The organism is Streptomyces boninensis (genome assembly GCF_048572725.1).
GTDB classification, from domain to species: Bacteria; Actinomycetota; Actinomycetes; order Streptomycetales; family Streptomycetaceae; genus Streptomyces; species Streptomyces boninensis.
The window spans coordinates 5,495,095-5,511,125 of record NZ_CP183837.1 but is presented as its reverse complement, the minus strand read 5'-3'; the positions used below and the strand labels follow the sequence as shown (position 1 = coordinate 5,511,125).

Below are 16,031 nucleotides of genomic sequence, written 5' to 3'. Positions count from 1 at the left end.
TTGTGCGAAGACCGCCACAGTGCCCGAAAGCGCTGTCACAGCGGCTTCAACTCCAGGTCGTCCTGGCGCCCGTAGGACGCCCGTCGGGTGGCCCGGCGCAGGATCGCCAGGACCGCCGGGCCCAGGGTCAGGATCGCGGCAGTGTTGGTGATGGCCCGACCCGTGTCCCAGCCCGCGGTGGAGGTGAGCAGGGTGAAGACGGCGAAGCGGTGCAGGTTCTCCAGCACCGGATCGCCGGGGACGTAGGAGATGTGGCCGTCGTGGTACGGGACTTCGGCGTGGGTGATGAAGGGCCAGAACCACAGGTTCATCAGGAAGCCGAAGACGTACGAGACGGCGATCCCGTACCCGACCAGCATCGCGATCTCCGCCTTGCCGCTGACCCTGCGCGGCAGCAGCCCCGCCCCCATGCCGATCCACGCCGAGCACAGCATCTGAAACGGCAGCCACGGCCCGACCCCGGCGGTCAGCAGCGCGGAGGCGAACAGCGACGTACATCCGAGCACGAAGCCGAAGCCGGGCCCGAAGACCCGGCCGGCCAGGACCAGCATGAAGAACACTGTCTCGATGCCCGCGGTCCCGGCGCCGAGCGGCCGCAGCGCGGCGTTGATGGCGGAGAGCACCCCGAGCATGGCCAGGGCCTTGGAGTCCATGCCGTTCTCGGAGAGTTCGGCGAGCACCACGATGATCAGGATCGGCAGGATGCCCATGAAGACGAACGGGGCGTCCGGGCCGTGCTGCATGCTCTGCGGCTTCACCCGTACCAGCAGCGGCCAGACGAACATCATCAGCCCGGCGAGGGAGGCGAGCGTGAGCACGACGGCGGACCGGGGGCCGACGCGGATGACCTGGTCGGCGCGGTCCCACCGGCGCAGCTTCTTCGGCGTTTCCTCCGCCGCCGTGCGCGGCGTCATCGCAGCTCCCCGGCCAGTGCGGTACGGACATCGGCGACCGTGAGCCAGTCCGCCCCGAGGATCTTCGCGACCTGGGGTGCGAAGGCCGGGGAGCCGCCCAGCACTTCGGTCGTCGACCCGTCGGAGACGATCTCGCCCTCGGCCATGACCACCACCCGGTCGGCGACGGTGGCGACGAACTCGACGTCGTGGGTGGCGACGACGACGGAGCGGCCCTCGGCGGCGAGCGCGGCGACGGTGCGGCCCAGCGCCGCCTTGGCCTCGTAGTCCAGGCCGCGGGTCGGCTCGTCCAGCAGCATGACGCGTGGTGCCGCCGACAGTTGCACGGCCAGCACGAGCGCGAGCCGCTGGCCTTCGGAGAGGTCGCGGGGGTGGGCGGCGGCGTCGATGCCGGGGGCGATCCGCTCCAGCAGCGCCCGGCAGGTGCCCGCCGCCGCGTCGGACTCGGCGTCCGCGGCGTCGCACTCCGCCCCGACGGCCTCCAGGAACAGCAGGTCGCTCGCGGTCTGCGGCACCAGCCCGACCGTCTTCCTCGCCTTTGCGGCGGGCAGGTCGTGCGGGTCGGCGCCGTCGACGCGGACGCTGCCGCCCTGGCGCGGGCCCGAGCCCTGCAGCGCCCACAGCAGCGAGGACTTGCCGGAGCCGTTGCGGCCCATCATGCCGACGACGCGACCGGCGTGCAGGTCGAGTTCGACGCCGCGGACGGCGACGTGACGGCCGTAGCGGACGACGATGCCGGAGCCGGTCAGCAGTGGCTTCTCGCCGCTGGGCGGCGCGCCCCGCTCGGGCTGGGGCGCCGCGGTCAGCTCGGACCGAAGCGGGGCGGCGGCCCTGCGGGCGTCGCGTACCGACAGCGGCAGCGGCTCCCAGCCGGCCAGCCGCCCGAGGCCGACGATCGGCGGGGCGATCGGCATTTGCCGCAGCACCTCGGCGGGGCTGCCGTCGCGGACGCCGCCGTCGCCGGGGACGTAGAGCATCCGGTCGGCGAACGGGATGACCCGCTCCATCCGGTGCTCGGCCATGATCACGGTGGTGCCGAGGTCCTGGACGAGGCGGGCGAGGGTGGCCAGGACGTCCTCGGCGGCGGTCGGGTCCAGGGCGGAGGTGGGTTCGTCCAGCACCAGCACCTGCGGGTGGGTGGTGAGTACCGAGCCGATGGCGACGCGCTGCTGCTGCCCGCCGGAGAGGGTGCGCAGGGTGCGTCGGCGCAGTTCGGCGATGCCGAGCAGGTCGAGGGTCTCCTCCACCCGACGGCGCATCACCTGCGGGGCGAGGCCGAGTTGCTCCATCCCGTACGCGAGCTCCTCCTCCACGGTGTCGGTGACGAAACCGGCGAGCGGGTCCTGGCCGACGACGCCGACGAGGTGGGCGAACTCGCGCGGCGGGCGGGAGCGGGTGGAGGTACCGGCGACCGAGACAGTGCCCTCCAGATGGCCGCCGGTGAAGTGCGGGACCAGGCCGTTGAAGGTGCCGAGCAGGGTGGACTTGCCCGCGCCCGTACGGCCGGCGACCAGCACGAGTTCGCCCTCGCCGATGGACAGTTCCACGTCCGCGAGGACGGCCTCGGAGCGGCCGTGGTACCAGAAGGAGACCTCGTTGAGTTCGATCACGCGGGCACTTCCTCGGGGCGGTGTTCCCGGTCGTCGTCGTCGGACTCGGGCGTGACGTGAGCCGACTCGTCCGGCGGCTCGGGCGGCGGGGTCAGGAATGCGGGCAGCACGCCGATCAGCACCCCGACCAGCGGCACCCAGGACAGCAGCGGCCAGGACAGGTTGGTCAGCGACGGGTTGAGGTTGACCGGGTTGACGCTGGAGGTGGTGTAGAGCACCGCGGCCACGGCGACGCCGCTGGCGACGACCGCGAGCTCCGGCAGCCGCCACCGGTCGGGGCGGTAGCGGGTGCGCTGCACCCGCGCCCCGGCGGTCCGGAAGCCGACCAGCGCGATCAGCAGGCTGGGCACGAGCAGCGGCCCGGCCAGATAGCGGGGCGTGAAGCCGTCGAGGGTGGCGTAGACGCCGACGCACATCCCCAGCAGGCCGACGATCATCAACAGCCCCGTGATCAGACGGGTGCGGCGGGATGCCTTGCCCGCCCTGCCGTAACCGCGCGAATCCATGGACGACGCCAGCCGCAGCGACCGGTCCAGGGCATCCGCCAGTACGGGAATGATCACGGCCCGCAGCGCATGCAGCCGCCCGTCCGCGGCCCCGCCGCGCAGCTTGCGCGCCCGCCGCACCCGCTGCACGCTCTCCGCCAGCTGCGGGAAGACGGACAGGGCGATGACGACGGCGGTGCCGACCTCGTACAGCGCCGAAGGCATCGACTTCAGCAGCCGCTTGGGGTTGGCGAGGGCATTGGCGGCGCCGATGCAGATCACCATGGTGGCCAGCCGCAGCCCGTCGTAGAACCCGCCCAGCAGCGACTCGGCCGACACGTCCCCGAACAGCCGGATGCCCGCCGCCCACTCCGGCAGCGGCACCTCCGGCAGCCGCACCACGATCGTCTCGCCCTCGCCGCCGCCGAAGACAAACCGGAAGAACAGCCGGATCGCCACGATCAGCGCCCCGAGCCAGAGATACATCCGGAAGGCCAGCGCCCAAGGCGCCTCCGAGCGCCGGGAGACCACGACGAAGCAGGCCACGGCGATGACGGTGAGCAGCAGCCACGGATTGGTGGTGCGGCTGGCCGCGACCGCGAGGCCCAGCGCCCAGATCCACCAGGCGGCGGGGTGCAGGTCGCGGGGCAGAAAGTAGGTGCTGAAGGCGCCCTTGCCGATCACCCTTCGCGCGCCTGCTTCCGGCGCCGGGCCATGACATACGTACCCGCAGCGAGCAGCACCACCGCGCCGCCCGCCGCCCAGGGGGCGATGTCGCTGGCGCCGGACTGCTCCTTGATGGCGTCGTTCACGTTCTTCCTGTCCTCACCGCCGGTGAACTTCGCGTTGTCCTTCGGGTCGGCGGCTGCCTCCGGATCGGCAGAAGAGCCGTCGCGGGGCTTCGGCGGCGGCAGCTTCCCGTCCTTGTCCTTCTTGCCGCCCTTGCCATCGTCGCCCTCGTCGCCCCCGTCGCCGGCGGACCCGGGCGCACCTGAGTCAGCGCCGGAACCGGAGCCGGAGCCGGCGGAGCCACCGGACGCGGCGCCCCCATCACTGCCGCCCGAGCCGCCGCCACCCACACCCGGCTGCTGCTCCATGGGGTTGTCCGACGTCGGCGGCGGCTCGTCCGGCGCATTGCAGGCCCGCCCGCCGGTCCCCGGGCGCACCGCCGCGATCCGCGGCTTCGGATTCGTATCAGCGGTGGCATTCAGGGAGAACGACCAGCCCTCGAAACCGCCGCGGATGAACTTGCGGTTCTTGACCCCCCACTGGCTGTACTCCCACGCGCAGTTGTTGCCCGCGTGCCAGTACGACCAGTAGGCCGCCGCCGGCGGGGTGTCGATGCAGCGCTCCTTGTAGCCGGAGTTGCCCTTGACGGGGACGGACTGGGCGGCCGAAGGCCGGTTCTCGATACGGCAGATGAACGCCTCACCCCACCGCTGCACACCCTCGATCTGGAAGCCCGCGCCCTTGAGCGCGTCCAGCCCCGTCCCCGGCGCCTTGCCCGGGTAGCAGCGCACGATGGTGGTGCCGCCCAGCTTCTGGAAGTCCACCACCACCGTGACGCCGGTGGAGGTCTTGCAGAAGCCCGGGGTGCCCCTGCTCTGGTCGATCGCGTGCGCTCCGGTGGCGCCGGGCCCGAGGGTGGCGCCCGCGAGCAGGGTGGCGGCCAGCAGCCGCACGCCGCGCAGGCGCCGCCGCTGCCAGAAGCGGGAGGGGGTGCGGCGCCATCGTGCGCCGCCGGAGCCCGGGTGCGTACGGGAGATCATCATGCGGTCACCGCCTTACGGCCGTTGGTCTTACGGACGAAGCGCCGGAGCGCGAGGAAGGCGGCGAGGGCGAGCAGAACCCCGCCGCCGGAGAGCGCGGCCACCGCCCAGACGGGCAGGCCGCCGTCCGCGCCGTCGTGCGCCTTGCCTGCGGCGCCCGGGCCGAGGCCGGCGGCGGGCAGCGATACGGCGGGAGCCACCGGGGAGCCGGGCGCGCTCATCCACGAGGCGCCGGCGACGCCGGGCGCGACGGCGATGCTGGTTCTGGGGTCGCTACTGGTCTTGGGGTCGCTGCCCTTGCTGCCGGGTGGAGCGCTGCCGCTTGGGGCTGCCATGCCGCCGTCGGCCCGGAGCAGCTTCCCCAGCGCACGTGCGGTGACGGTGGCGTCCAGCCCGGCCGCCTGCCGTCCGCCCGCGACGAGCGCGCTGAGGACGGCATCCGGGGCATCGCCGCGGCTACGGACCAGACCGTCCGCGCCGACCTTGCGCTGCAGCGCCGTGGCCGCCGCGTTCAGGGCGTCGATCCGGCCGGGCGCCCAGCCGTCCGGGACGGCGCCTTTGGGCTTGGCGTCTCCCTTGGCGGGCACCGCCGGCTGTGCGTTGAGCGCAACGGCGGCGGCGGCGGTAGCCGCCAGGTCGCCGGTACGGCAGTCGTCTGCGCCGGGCAGCAGCGCCTTGGGGAACGTGCCGTCCTTGCACTGGTGCTTGATCAGCGTACTGAGCGCCGCCTTGGCCGCCCGCCCGTCCTTGGGGTCGGCGATGGTGGCCACGGTCGCCCACACATGCCGCGTGGCCGAGCCGGAGCCGTCGCCGTGCTCGCCCTTGTCCGTGAACCACCCGCCGCCCGTACGCAGCGCGGCCAGCTCGGCGTCGAGCCGCTCGGCGGCGACTCCCGCCGGCGCGCCTGCCGCGGCCGTACGGAAGCCCGCGATGACGCGCAGCTTCCCCAGCGGCTCGGCGTAGGCCGCCGGCCCCTTCTCGTACGGCACGCCGTGGGCGTACGCCCGCACCGAGTCCTGCGCCAGCAGGAAGCGCGTGGCGCGGGCCACCGCCTGCGGCTGGGCGTCGAGGACGTGCAGCGCCAGCACCAGGTCCGCGGTCTGGTCGTAGTCGACGAACTTGTGCCCGTCCTGGGTGACTTCCACGTGGTCGCCGTCGACGAGCCGGCCGGCCAGGTAGCGGCCCAGCCGCCCGGCCGGGGTGTCGGGAGCGGGCTCGGCGTTCGCGGTGGCGGGCTGCACCACGGCACCGCCGGTGGACCCCGGCGGCGGGGCGGGACGCCCGGTGTCCGGGTCACCGTCCGTGTCGGGCACGGAGCCTGGAGCCGTGGCGCTACCTGGTGACCCGCCGGCTATACCGCCCGAACCGCCGTGCCGCGGCGGGTCCTTCGGCCCTCCTGAGCCGCCCGGGGGCGGTTCCTGGCCTCCGCCGCCGGGCGGGGGCTCCTCGCCGCCGCCCGGGGGTGTCTCGCCCTGCGTCAGGTCGTAGAACCCGGTCTGCGCGAGCCCGAGCGACGCCTGGGCGCCGGCCCGTATCCAGGTGTCGAGGCCGACGATGCCGCCCGACCGCGCGGCCTGGTAGTCGGCGGGGGTATAGGCGATGGCGCCGATCTCCCCCGCGAGCGAGTTGCCGCCGTCGGCGGCCGCGGTGACCTGGGCGGAGGCAAGGTAGTCGGCGCCCTTCTCGACGGCCTGACCGGCACCGCCTGCCTCGGCGAGCGCCTGCACGATCAGCCCGGTGCTGTTGGTGTTCGGCGCCTCGGTGCTGACCCCACCGCCCCAGCCGCCCCCCGACGTCTGGTGCTGCTTCAGCCAGTCGACCGTACGGTCAATGGCACCATCGAGCCCGCCCGCCCCCGCCTTCCGCGCGGCCAGCAGGGCCGACAGCGCCAGCCCGGTCGTATCCCCGTCGGGCGCGGACTGCCCGTACTCCTTGCCCTCGTCGCAGGTGGAGACCTTCTGCCCGTTTGGGGTGACGTGGTCGCCGGTCTCGTCCGTCGGTATGTAGCCGAAGAAGACCCGGAAATATCCCTCGGAACACTGCTGGGACAGCAGCGTGTCAATCGCCGGCCGGTCGTTCTCGCGGACTCCCGCCAGCCCGATGACGGCAAGCGCCTGCCCGAACATGTTGGCGTTGTTACTGACGAAGTCCGCGAAGTCGGGGTTCTTGGAGTAGTCGCTGACCCGGCCCTTGTCGGGCCCGGAGCGCATGATGGCGCTCTTGGTCTCGGCGACCATGTCGTACCCGCCGAAACGCCGCGGATCCCGCCCGGCGACCTCGGCCGCGACCAGCGTCTTGGCCGCCGCACCGCCGGTGATGATGGCGTCGTACCCCTGATCAGGGACGAGGCCGTCCCAGGTGAAGTAGTCGGAGGCGTGCTTGCCCTGGTCGAGATAGTCGGCGATGGGCTCGGCCGCCGCGCCGTCGCCGGACGCGTGCAGGGCAAACAGCACATCGATCATCAGCCCATGGTCGGGAAGAGCCCCGCCCAGCGGATTCTGCAGGGTCCCGTCGTCATCGAGCTGCTTCGCGAGCCATCCAGAAGCGGAGGAGGCGGCAGCGGCATTGCTGGAGTCGGGGTCGAGGGCGGGCGCAGCCCAGGCGGTCGGCAGCAGCAGCGAGAACAGCAACGCCGCCGCACCGGCTATGCCGGCTGCCGAACGCGCGCCGGGTCTGACCCCGACCATGCGGGTTCCCCCTCCAGGAAGGCCCGCACCCGAAGCGATCCCACGAAAAAACCCCTGGCGCGCGTTCGCTGGGCGAACACGGCAAGGGGCCGCGGAACGGAAGACCGGGGCTCCATGCTGCAGACCGTGACAGTAGAAGCAGTGCACGTGACGCAGTGGGCGGTCCGACTCGCGGCACAAGGCCACTCACGGTTGCAGGTCAGTGCCGGACTTACACCGGCTTTCCCCAGTTGCGTACGCATTCAGTTGTACATCCGCCCCCAGGCGGATCAGGCGTAGCATACGCGCCTTTGTACGAAGGTCGCCACGGCACCGGATGGAACGCTCGTCACCAGACACCCGCCACCGATCGACGTTTTCGCAGGTCAAAGCGACCTGGCGGCGGGTCAAAGTAGGCCGTGTGGGACTCGAACCCACAACCAACGGATTAAAAGCACAGCAGAGATCGTGCCGGTCCATGCCGAGCCCTGCCGCCTCGTGCCGTTCCTGCTGATCAGACCACCCAAGCCGTGCCGCCGGGTGTCGTCCCATGTCGTCCGGTCCGAAGGCGTCCGGCCTCCCCGTGGCCTCCCCCGGCCCCGGGCCGACCGGTACCCCCACCGCACCGGCGGTGTTGTAGATTCCCAACAAAGCCCTGCCTGCCGCAGGCTCACGAGCCTGAATCCGCCAGGAGCTCACACCGCCATTCCTCGCACCGCTGCCGAATCGCCGCCGCTCCGCCCGCATCGATGCCGTAAGCCGCGTACCGTTCGTCGCCAAAGCGCCGGATCGCGCCCAGCGAATCGGCGAACATTCGCAGGTCAAAGCCAGCATCTCGCTCGGCTGCGAGCCCCAGCAGCCGTTCCTTGGAGTAGCCCGCGCGCAGCAGCCCGTCCACATCGATCGCGTCCCGCAGCTCAGCGCGGCTGAACAGTGCCGACATCTTCCCGGCCGCCACATCATCGCGATGCAGCATCGGACCGTACTCGGATTCGACCGGCGGGTGTCCAAGGAACTCGGCGACAAGCTCCACCTTGCTCTGCGCCCCGGACTCCGCATCGCTCACCATCAGCCGCGTATAGGTCTCCGCCTGATGATCGAGCTCCACCTGAAGACCCGCCGCCGCGTATGCCGCCGTGACGCATACCATGGCCGCCGGCATCTCGCCCCGGCGGTCCATCGGGGCAAAGAGATCCACGTCCTCGGAGAGCCGGTCCACGATCCGGTGCGCCCTGATCGCATATCCCCCGGCCAGCGCATATCCGAAGCGTTCGCCGAGTGCGTCGAGTCCGATCCGGATCAAACGCTCGTGGAACTCGTCCACTACGCGGCAGCCGACGAAGAGTCGTGGAGTTCAGGGAAGCGCGACTGCCACAGCGACCGGACCGCAGGTGGGAGCACCAGTCGTGACCACAGCCGGCGCAGCCTGTCAGCGTCGAGGTATGCGGTGAGGTCCTCGACACGATGGGCCTCTCGGATCACCCGCTCGTACATCACCGCCGCATCGCCGTCATCGCCGAGGTCGTAGCGGTTGTCCGGACCCCAGTGCAGGCGAACGGGCAGCATGACCACACCGCTCGTCGGGCCGGTCAGCTCGGACAACGACGTCGGCACAGCGTGATGCCTCGCTTCGGCGTACCTGCTGCTCATACGCTCAAGTCTGCCGCACCGCGATCCAGCCTGGCATCCCGCATCACGAAGAGGTGAAGCGGGAGTACGGCCAATGCGCGGCGGATGGCCAGGGAGCTCACCTCGTACAGTCGTCCGCTGACAGGTGCTCCACGGTCCTCAAGCCTGGATGGCTGCGCCCCTGGCTCCGGGGTCGCCGCTGGTGCTTCCGTTGTTCCGGCAGTCCGGGGCGGCGGCACGGACCGAGCGATATGGCGGCGGCGCGGGCCGGCCGCCGGCCGCTGCTGACCGCGGCCCAGGTTGTTCAGGTGGCCGAGGTATCCATGGTCACGACGATCTTGCCGTTCGCGCGGCCTTTCTCCACGTACGCCATCGCCTCCGGGGTCTGGTCGAACGGGAACGCGCGGTCGAGCACCGGGAGCAGCGCGCCCGAGTCGTAGAGGGCGGCCAGTGTCTTCAGCTGCCTGCCGTCGGCTCGCATGAAGAAGAACGAGTATCGCACCCCGAGCTTCTTGGCCTGCGCCCGGACCTTGCGGCTCAGCAACGCCATGACGGGTTTCATCACTCGCCGGCCCAGCTGCTCGGCGAACGCGGCGTCCGGCGGTCCGACGAGGCTGATCGCCAGGCCTCCGGGCCTGAGAACGGTCAGCGACTTCGCGAGGTTGTCGCCGCCGACGGAGTCGAGTACGACGTCGTAGCCGGAGAGCGACTCGGTGAAGTCCGTCGTCGTGTAGTCGATGACTTCGTCCGCGCCGAGGCTGCGGACCTTCTTCTCGTCCTCGCCGCGCGCCGTGGTCGCTACGTACGCACCGAGATGACTGGCGAGCTGGACCACGGTCGACCCGAGTCCGCCCGCGCCGGCGTGGACGAGGACCTTCTGGCCGGGCTTGACCTGTGCGAGGTCCACCAGCGCCTGCCATGCGGCGAGAGCCACCAGCGGGACCGCGGCCGCCTCCTCCATGGTGAGTCTGGCCGGTTTGAGGGCGACGTCGGCCCGGTCGATGGCGATGCGCTCGGCGAAGGTACCGATACGCAGGTCACGGGGACGGGCGTAGACCTCATCGCCGGCTTTGAAGTCGCTGACCTCCGCGCCGACCCGCGTCACGACACCCGCGACGTCGTGTCCGAGTACGAACGGGGTCCTGTACTTCAGGAGTTGCCTGAACTCGCCGTTGCGGACCATCTTGTCCAGTGGGTTGATGCCGGCAGCGCTCACCCGCACCACGACGTCATGGGGTCCAGGGGTGGGCTCCGGCAGGTGGGCGGCGTGCAGGCCGTCCTTGCCGTACTTCTCGACGACGAATGCCTTCATGTCAGTCGGCCTTCTGTGCGGTGGTCTCAGGGGGCTTCGTGAGGGCCGGCGGGGTGCTGCTGGTATGCGCATGGCGCAGAGCAGCCTTGGCGATCTTGCCGACGGCGTTGCGCGGCAGTGTGTCGAGGACGTGTATCGCGACGGGGCGTTTGTAGCCGCTCAGACTGGCGACGCAGTGCTTCTGGAGCCGGTCGGTGTCGATGATGCGGCCGGGAGCCGCTTGGACGTAGGCGACGACCACTTCCCCCCAGACCGGGTCCGGGACTCCGATGACGGCGGCCTCGAGCACCCCGGGGTCGGCCGCCAGGACGTCCTCGATCTCCTTGGGATAGATGTTCTCCCCACCGCGGATGATCATGTCCTTGGAGCGGCCCACCAGGGTCAGATAGCCGTCGGAGTCGAAGTGGCCCACGTCGCCGGTGTGCAGCCAGCCGTCGATGAGCACCGCGGCCGTCGCCTCGGCGCGGCCGAGGTAGCCGCGCATGACGTTGGCTCCGCGCACGACGACCTCACCGTCGGTCCCGGTCGGGGCCTCGGTGCCGTCGGCGGTCAGAACTCGCACCTCTTGGCCGGGGAAGGGCAGCCCGACGGTGCCCGCACGCCGCGGACCCGCCACGGGGTTGATCGTCGACCCGCACGTGGCCTCTGACAGGCCGTAGCCCTCGACCATCGGGAAGCCGAACCGGTCCTCGAAGCGGGCCAGCAGCTCCGCCGGGGCCGGAGCGGCACCACAGACGGCGTACCGTATCGACGAGGTGTCGGGGACGACCTGGGCCGGGAGCGCCGCCAGCATCGCGTAGATCGTGGGAACGGCGCTGAAGTACGTGGGCCGTTCGGCCTCGACGAGGTCGAAGAACGTGTGTGGATGGAAACGTTCGGCGATGGCCACGCTCGCACCGGCGGCCAGCGGGATCAAGACGCTGACCACGATGCCGTTGACGTGGAACAGCGGAAGGATCAGCAGGCACCGGTCGCTCGGGCCGACGTCCAGGGCCTGACGGCCCATCTCCACCATTGCGTCCAGGTTGGCGTGGTCGAGCATGACCCCCTTGGGTACGCCGGTGGTTCCGCTGGTGTAGATGAGCAGCGCCAGCGCGGCGGCGTCCACGACGGGCTCGGCCGCCGGGCCCAGCGGAGTACGGCGCAGGTCGCCGACAGCGAGAGCGGCGATCTGGCCCTCCGCCGCCGTCCCGTCCTCCACTACGCACAGGCGCGCACGCGCGTCGGCGAGCTGGCGTGCGACCTCGCCTTGCGTCAGGCTCGGGTTGACCGGGGTGATCGTCGCGCCGATCCGCCAGGCGGCGAAGAGCAGGACCACGAACTCGACGCGGTTGGTCAGTCTGAGCGCCACCACATCGCCGGTCCCGATGCCCAGGTCGTGGAGGTGTTCGGCAGCGGCACGCACCCGGTGCAGGAACTGAGTGTTGGTGAGCGACTGCGCCGGGTCGCAGACGGATCGGCCGTTCGGGTCTTGCTGGGCACGGTCGTCCGGGAGGGAAGCGACATGCACGAGGATCACGCCTTCAGGTTGCGGGTCAGGAATTCGACCTGGTCGGTGACCACGGCCTCGAATACTTCACCCGTGTAGATGTCGAAGTGGCCTGCCTGGTACTGCTTGATCTCGGCGGCCGGTGCGGTTCGTGCGTATGCCAGCGTCTGCGAGGCAGGGGTGACCGTGTCGTGGTCGGTGATGCAGAACAGGATCGGTATGGTCACGCGCTTGGCCGCGCGACCGGGCCGGTAGGCCGCGATGGTGGGGACGACACGAGCGGCGGCCTGGTTGACGAAGCTGCTGCCGGGCGGGATGAGCGCCTGATAGCCGGGCAGGGCATCGGGCGCGTTCATCAGGGCCAGGGACCCCGGCGCCGCGGCGAGCGGGATCGTGACCGGAGCTCTGCCCCGAGCGCAGGCGGTCAGGTCGCGGGCCACCAGGGGGAGGAGCTTCAAGGACCCGGTGGCGCCGAGCGCCCGTGCGGATGCCAGGCCGTCGGTGAACGGGCACTGTGCGACCGCGGCACGGAGCTCCGGGTGGCGGGAGGCGACGGTGATGGCGTGGCCACCTCCAAAGGAGCTGCCCCAGACCGCGACGCGGCTACGGTCGAGATCGGAGCGGGACTGGATGTACGCGAGTGCGGCGTCCCAGTCGGCGAGCTGGCGTTTGATCGACAGAAGCTGACGCGGTACGCCCTCGCTGTCGCCGAAGTGGCGGTACGTGAAGGCGAGCGCGGCGATCCCCGCCCGGGCGAAGCGTTCGGCGAATGCGTCCAGCCGCATCTCGCGCGTGGCGCCCAGACCGTGGCCGAGGACGACCACGGGGGGTGCGGTTACGCCGTCCGGACGGTAGAGCCAGGCGGCGCAGGCAGCGCCATCGGACGGGAAGGTGACGTCGTACCGGGTGGCGGTGTGCTCCGTCATGCTGACTCGCCGCCCTCGGCGGCGCTGGGCGCGACGCCCGCGGCGATCGCCCTTTCGTAGGTGTCCCCGTCGTAGAGGGGCAGTTCACCGGTGGCCTCGGTGTCGGCCATGTACGCGCGCATCAACCTCTGGCCCTCGCTCGACAGCGCCGTGGTGAGGAACTCCGCGCGTTCGACATGCAGCCCGTCCTCCAGCGGCATCGAGCCGCCGAAGTACACCGCCCGCTTGATCGCAGCGACAGATCCCTTCGTCCGTGCACCGAAGTGTTCGGCCAGCGCGATCGCGCGGCTGAGGACCTGGTCCTGCGGTACCACCTCGTCGACCGCGCCGAGGGCGAGGGCCTCGGCGGGCGAGAACGGCCGACCCTCCAAGATGGCGACGAGCGCGCGGTGCGTGCCGATCAGTCGGGGGAGCCGCTGGCTGCCGCCACCACCTGGCATGATTCCGAGCAGGACCTCCGGCTGGCCGATGACATAGTCGCCGTCAGCCATGACTCTCAGGTCATTGGCCCACGCGAACTCCGCGCCCAGCCCCAGGGCGGAGCCGTTGAGCGCGGCCACGAAGACGACGCCGCTGCGGTTCATCCTGAGGAACGTCTGGTGCAAGCGCTCGAGCTCGACCGCCGGCCACAGCGGTGTGCCGCGCACGGCCGGTGCCACGACGGCGCTCGCCTTGTTCGCGGCTTTCGCCGTCCGCGCCAGCGCGGAGGCGCCGCGCCGGCCGACCGGGGGCACCGCGGCGCCGCCCTCCTGCAGCCAGCGCACCTCCGCGTGACTCACGAACCGATCCGGGTGCGTTCCCGTGAAGACCACCGCCCGGACGGCGGGATCGCGATCGACGCGGTCGACCAGCGCATCCAGCTGCTCGGCGATGTCGGGTCCGAAGACCTGGCGGGGGCCGCCCTCGATGCGGGCGACGACGACCGGCCCGCGTTCATCGACCGCCAGGTGGCCACTTTCCTTCTGCGCCATGACGCTTCCCTTCCTCGGCGCCTCGGGCCTGAGAGGGGTGTGCGACGACGGGGGTGTCGAATCGCGCCCATCCTGCCCTGCCATCTACAATAACGAAGTTATATTGCGTCGGCAAGGCTGTCCTGCCCCGTCTGGGCCAGGGGCCTGACCCAGCGCGATCGGAGCTGGTGGAAACATGGGAGGCATGGCAGTGAAGGCGACACCGGGCGGCGTGCCCGAGCGGCTGGTGGACGCCGCGATCAAGCTGCTGGCCGAACAGGGGCCGTCGGCGATCAAGGTGCGGGCGGTGGCGTCCGCCTGCGGACTCTCGACGATGGTGGTCTACAGCCACTTCGGAGGGGTGCCGGAGCTGACCCGGGCTGTGGCCGATCGCGGCTTCACGGAACTCGGGCGCGCCTTCGCCCGTATCCCGGTGACCGACGACCCGGTCATGGACCTGTTCGCCATGGCGGCGGCGTGCCGTCGGCTCGCGCGGGAGAATCCGCACCTGTACGACCTGATGTTCGGGCTGTCGACGCGCGCAACGTACCGCCCCGACCGCGACGCGGGCGGCCGGCTGAGTGGGCACTCCCCGGCCTTCCGCGACGCGTACGCACACGTCGCCGAGGCGTGCACGCGACTCGTGTCGTCAGGAAGGACCTCGCCCGCCGAACCCGAGGTCGTTGCCGCGCAGCTGTGGAGCTTCGTGCACGGCTTCATCAGCCTCGAACTGGCCGACCACTTCGCCGAGTTCGCCGACCCGCTGGCCGAGGTGCTGCTGCCGATGGGCGTGACGTTCTGCGTGGGCCTCGGTGACTCGCCCGAGCGAGCCCGCGCCTCGCACGAGGAGGCGGTAAGCCGCTACGGCGAGCTGCTGCGGGAGCCGTCGTAGGGCTCTTCGGCCGGCGGGAGCAGTTGGTCGTGACGCCCCAGCGCCTCGACCTCCGCCTCCAGCGTGGGAACGGAACGGGCCGCAAAGCGACGCATCCATGGCCACGCGGCCGGGGAGTTCAGCAATCCACGCGTCCAGTTCGCAACGCCGACCGCTCGGGGGATGTAGGCGCGGGCACGCCGACGGGCGAGTCCGTCGACGATCGCGGCGGCCGCGTCGTCAACGCTGGTCGTGACATTGCCGGGGTACGGCAACCTTTTGCGCAGCGCGCGGAAGGACGGCAGATCCGCCTCCGCGCCCCGCACCAGATCGGTGTCGACCCACGATGGATGCACCAGCCCGACGGTCACGCCCAGATGGGCCACTTCCTGCCGATAGGCGAGGGCGAGCATCTCCACGCCCGCCTTGCTCGCGCCGTATGACGCCAGAGCCGCCAGCGGCATGAAGGAAAGGGCCGAAGCGACGACCAGGATGTGCCCCCGGCTCTCGGCCACATGCCGAGTGGCGTACTTGAGCGTCCGGAACACCCCGTTGACGTTGATGTCCAGCACCCGCTCGAACGCGGCCTCATCGATGGTGCGGACCGTCCCGTATGAAGCAACTCCGGCATTCGCGACCAGGAAGTCAATGCCGCCCAGGGACGCGGCGCACTCATCGATCGCCGACCGTAGAGCGTCGGCATCGCGCACGTCCGCCTCGCGCCACACGGCGACCGACTCAACCTCCTCGGCCAGTAAGCGCAGCCGTTCAGGCTCCAGTCCCACGATCCCCAGGCGGGCACCCCGGGCGGCAGCCAGGCGGACAACCTGGGCGCCTATGCCGCGAGCGGCGCCGGTGACTACCACGGTCCGGTCCTTCAAGCCCTGCTTCACGCAGCGAATATAACTTCGTTATAGCATCCGGGCAAGGGCCTGGGCAAAGAGGCGGCTGGCCGCTCCAGCGCGACGTCGCCTGCTTCGACCTGCCCAACATCACCGCGATTCCGAACCTCTGGAACGTCGGCGACGGCGTCAAGGAATACGCCAACGGCGGCACCACCGCCTGCGCCGGGTACAGATCAGCGATGACGTGCAGCGGCTGACGGGAATCGGACCACGCGGCGCCGCCCGCCCGGCAGGCTCGGGCCCGGCTGGACGACCGCGGAGCCGCAGCCAGGTGCTGCAGTTCGCCCACCGAAGGCTAAAGAGCCGGGCCAGGTGCATGGATCACGTCCGCTCCCTGGCAGCTGCCCGTGCAGGGATGTGGGGTGTCAGCCGCCACGCTGAAATGCCTCACGGGCGGAGAGAGACCCTGGGATGGTTTGCGCCGGTCTGGGCAGCGGTCCGCCAGGGGCCGACGGCTATGACCTGTGCGGCTCCTACAAGCTCGTACCTTCCGGAGACTCGGCCT

At 71.0% G+C, this 16,031-nt stretch carries 13 protein-coding genes and 1 riboswitch; of the genes, 1 reads left to right on the top strand and 12 read right to left on the bottom strand.

Features of this window, described 5'->3' with window-relative positions; genetic code table 11:
* Positions 1-35 precede the first annotated feature (35 nt).
* The 11 genes from ACNNMR_RS25200 to ACNNMR_RS25150 form a co-directional block, all read right to left on the bottom strand.
* Positions 36-914, bottom strand: a complete 879-nt coding sequence (locus ACNNMR_RS25200) for an ECF transporter S component (RefSeq protein ID WP_419996954.1) — start codon at positions 912-914, stop codon at positions 36-38.
* Positions 911-2,524, bottom strand: a complete 1,614-nt coding sequence (locus tag ACNNMR_RS25195) for an ABC transporter ATP-binding protein (protein ID WP_419996953.1) — start codon at positions 2,522-2,524, stop codon at positions 911-913. Before ACNNMR_RS25195 ends, ACNNMR_RS25200 begins: the two co-directional genes overlap by 4 nt.
* Positions 2,521-3,693, bottom strand: a complete 1,173-nt coding sequence (locus ACNNMR_RS25190) for an energy-coupling factor transporter transmembrane component T (RefSeq protein ID WP_419996952.1) — start codon at positions 3,691-3,693, stop codon at positions 2,521-2,523. Before ACNNMR_RS25190 ends, ACNNMR_RS25195 begins: the two co-directional genes overlap by 4 nt.
* The gene (locus ACNNMR_RS25185; protein ID WP_419996951.1) at positions 3,690-4,781 is read right to left on the bottom strand and encodes a hypothetical protein; all 1,092 of its coding nucleotides are present in this window, start codon (positions 4,779-4,781) and stop codon (positions 3,690-3,692) included. Before ACNNMR_RS25185 ends, ACNNMR_RS25190 begins: the two co-directional genes overlap by 4 nt.
* Positions 4,778-7,465, bottom strand: a complete 2,688-nt coding sequence (locus tag ACNNMR_RS25180; protein WP_419996950.1) for a hypothetical protein — start codon at positions 7,463-7,465, stop codon at positions 4,778-4,780. Before ACNNMR_RS25180 ends, ACNNMR_RS25185 begins: the two co-directional genes overlap by 4 nt.
* A gap of 139 nt (positions 7,466-7,604) precedes the next feature.
* Positions 7,605-7,739, bottom strand: a riboswitch (cobalamin riboswitch).
* Between the two features lie 375 nt (positions 7,740-8,114).
* Positions 8,115-8,768: a nucleotidyl transferase AbiEii/AbiGii toxin family protein gene (locus tag ACNNMR_RS25175; protein WP_419996949.1), complete on the bottom strand. Its 654-nt coding sequence runs from the start codon at positions 8,766-8,768 to the stop codon at positions 8,115-8,117.
* Positions 8,768-9,094, bottom strand: a complete 327-nt coding sequence (locus ACNNMR_RS25170; RefSeq protein WP_419996948.1) for a hypothetical protein — start codon at positions 9,092-9,094, stop codon at positions 8,768-8,770. The genes ACNNMR_RS25175 and ACNNMR_RS25170 overlap by 1 nt, the downstream gene beginning before the upstream one ends.
* A gap of 283 nt (positions 9,095-9,377) precedes the next feature.
* Entirely contained in the window at positions 9,378-10,385 is a 1,008-nt protein-coding gene (locus ACNNMR_RS25165) for an NADP-dependent oxidoreductase (protein ID WP_419996947.1), read from the bottom strand.
* Position 10,386: 1 nt separating this feature from the next.
* Entirely contained in the window at positions 10,387-11,904 is a 1,518-nt protein-coding gene (locus tag ACNNMR_RS25160; protein ID WP_419996946.1) for a class I adenylate-forming enzyme family protein, read from the bottom strand.
* Entirely contained in the window at positions 11,901-12,800 is a 900-nt protein-coding gene (locus tag ACNNMR_RS25155) for an alpha/beta hydrolase (protein WP_419996945.1), read from the bottom strand. The genes ACNNMR_RS25160 and ACNNMR_RS25155 overlap by 4 nt, the downstream gene beginning before the upstream one ends.
* On the bottom strand, positions 12,797-13,771 hold the full coding sequence (locus tag ACNNMR_RS25150; protein WP_419996944.1) for an enoyl-CoA hydratase/isomerase family protein: 975 nt from the start codon (positions 13,769-13,771) through the stop codon (positions 12,797-12,799). Before ACNNMR_RS25150 ends, ACNNMR_RS25155 begins: the two co-directional genes overlap by 4 nt.
* Before the next feature lie 184 nt (positions 13,772-13,955).
* On the opposite strand from ACNNMR_RS25150, the gene ACNNMR_RS25145 reads away from it, so the two are divergent.
* Positions 13,956-14,642, top strand: coding sequence for a TetR/AcrR family transcriptional regulator (locus ACNNMR_RS25145; RefSeq protein ID WP_419996943.1), 687 nt, complete (start codon positions 13,956-13,958; stop codon positions 14,640-14,642).
* Here the strand turns inward: ACNNMR_RS25145 and ACNNMR_RS25140 are convergent.
* Positions 14,612-15,514: an SDR family oxidoreductase gene (locus tag ACNNMR_RS25140; protein WP_419996942.1), complete on the bottom strand. Its 903-nt coding sequence runs from the start codon at positions 15,512-15,514 to the stop codon at positions 14,612-14,614. The two genes, ACNNMR_RS25145 and ACNNMR_RS25140, sit on opposite strands and share 31 nt — an antisense overlap.
* Positions 15,515-16,031: the final 517 nt, after the last annotated feature.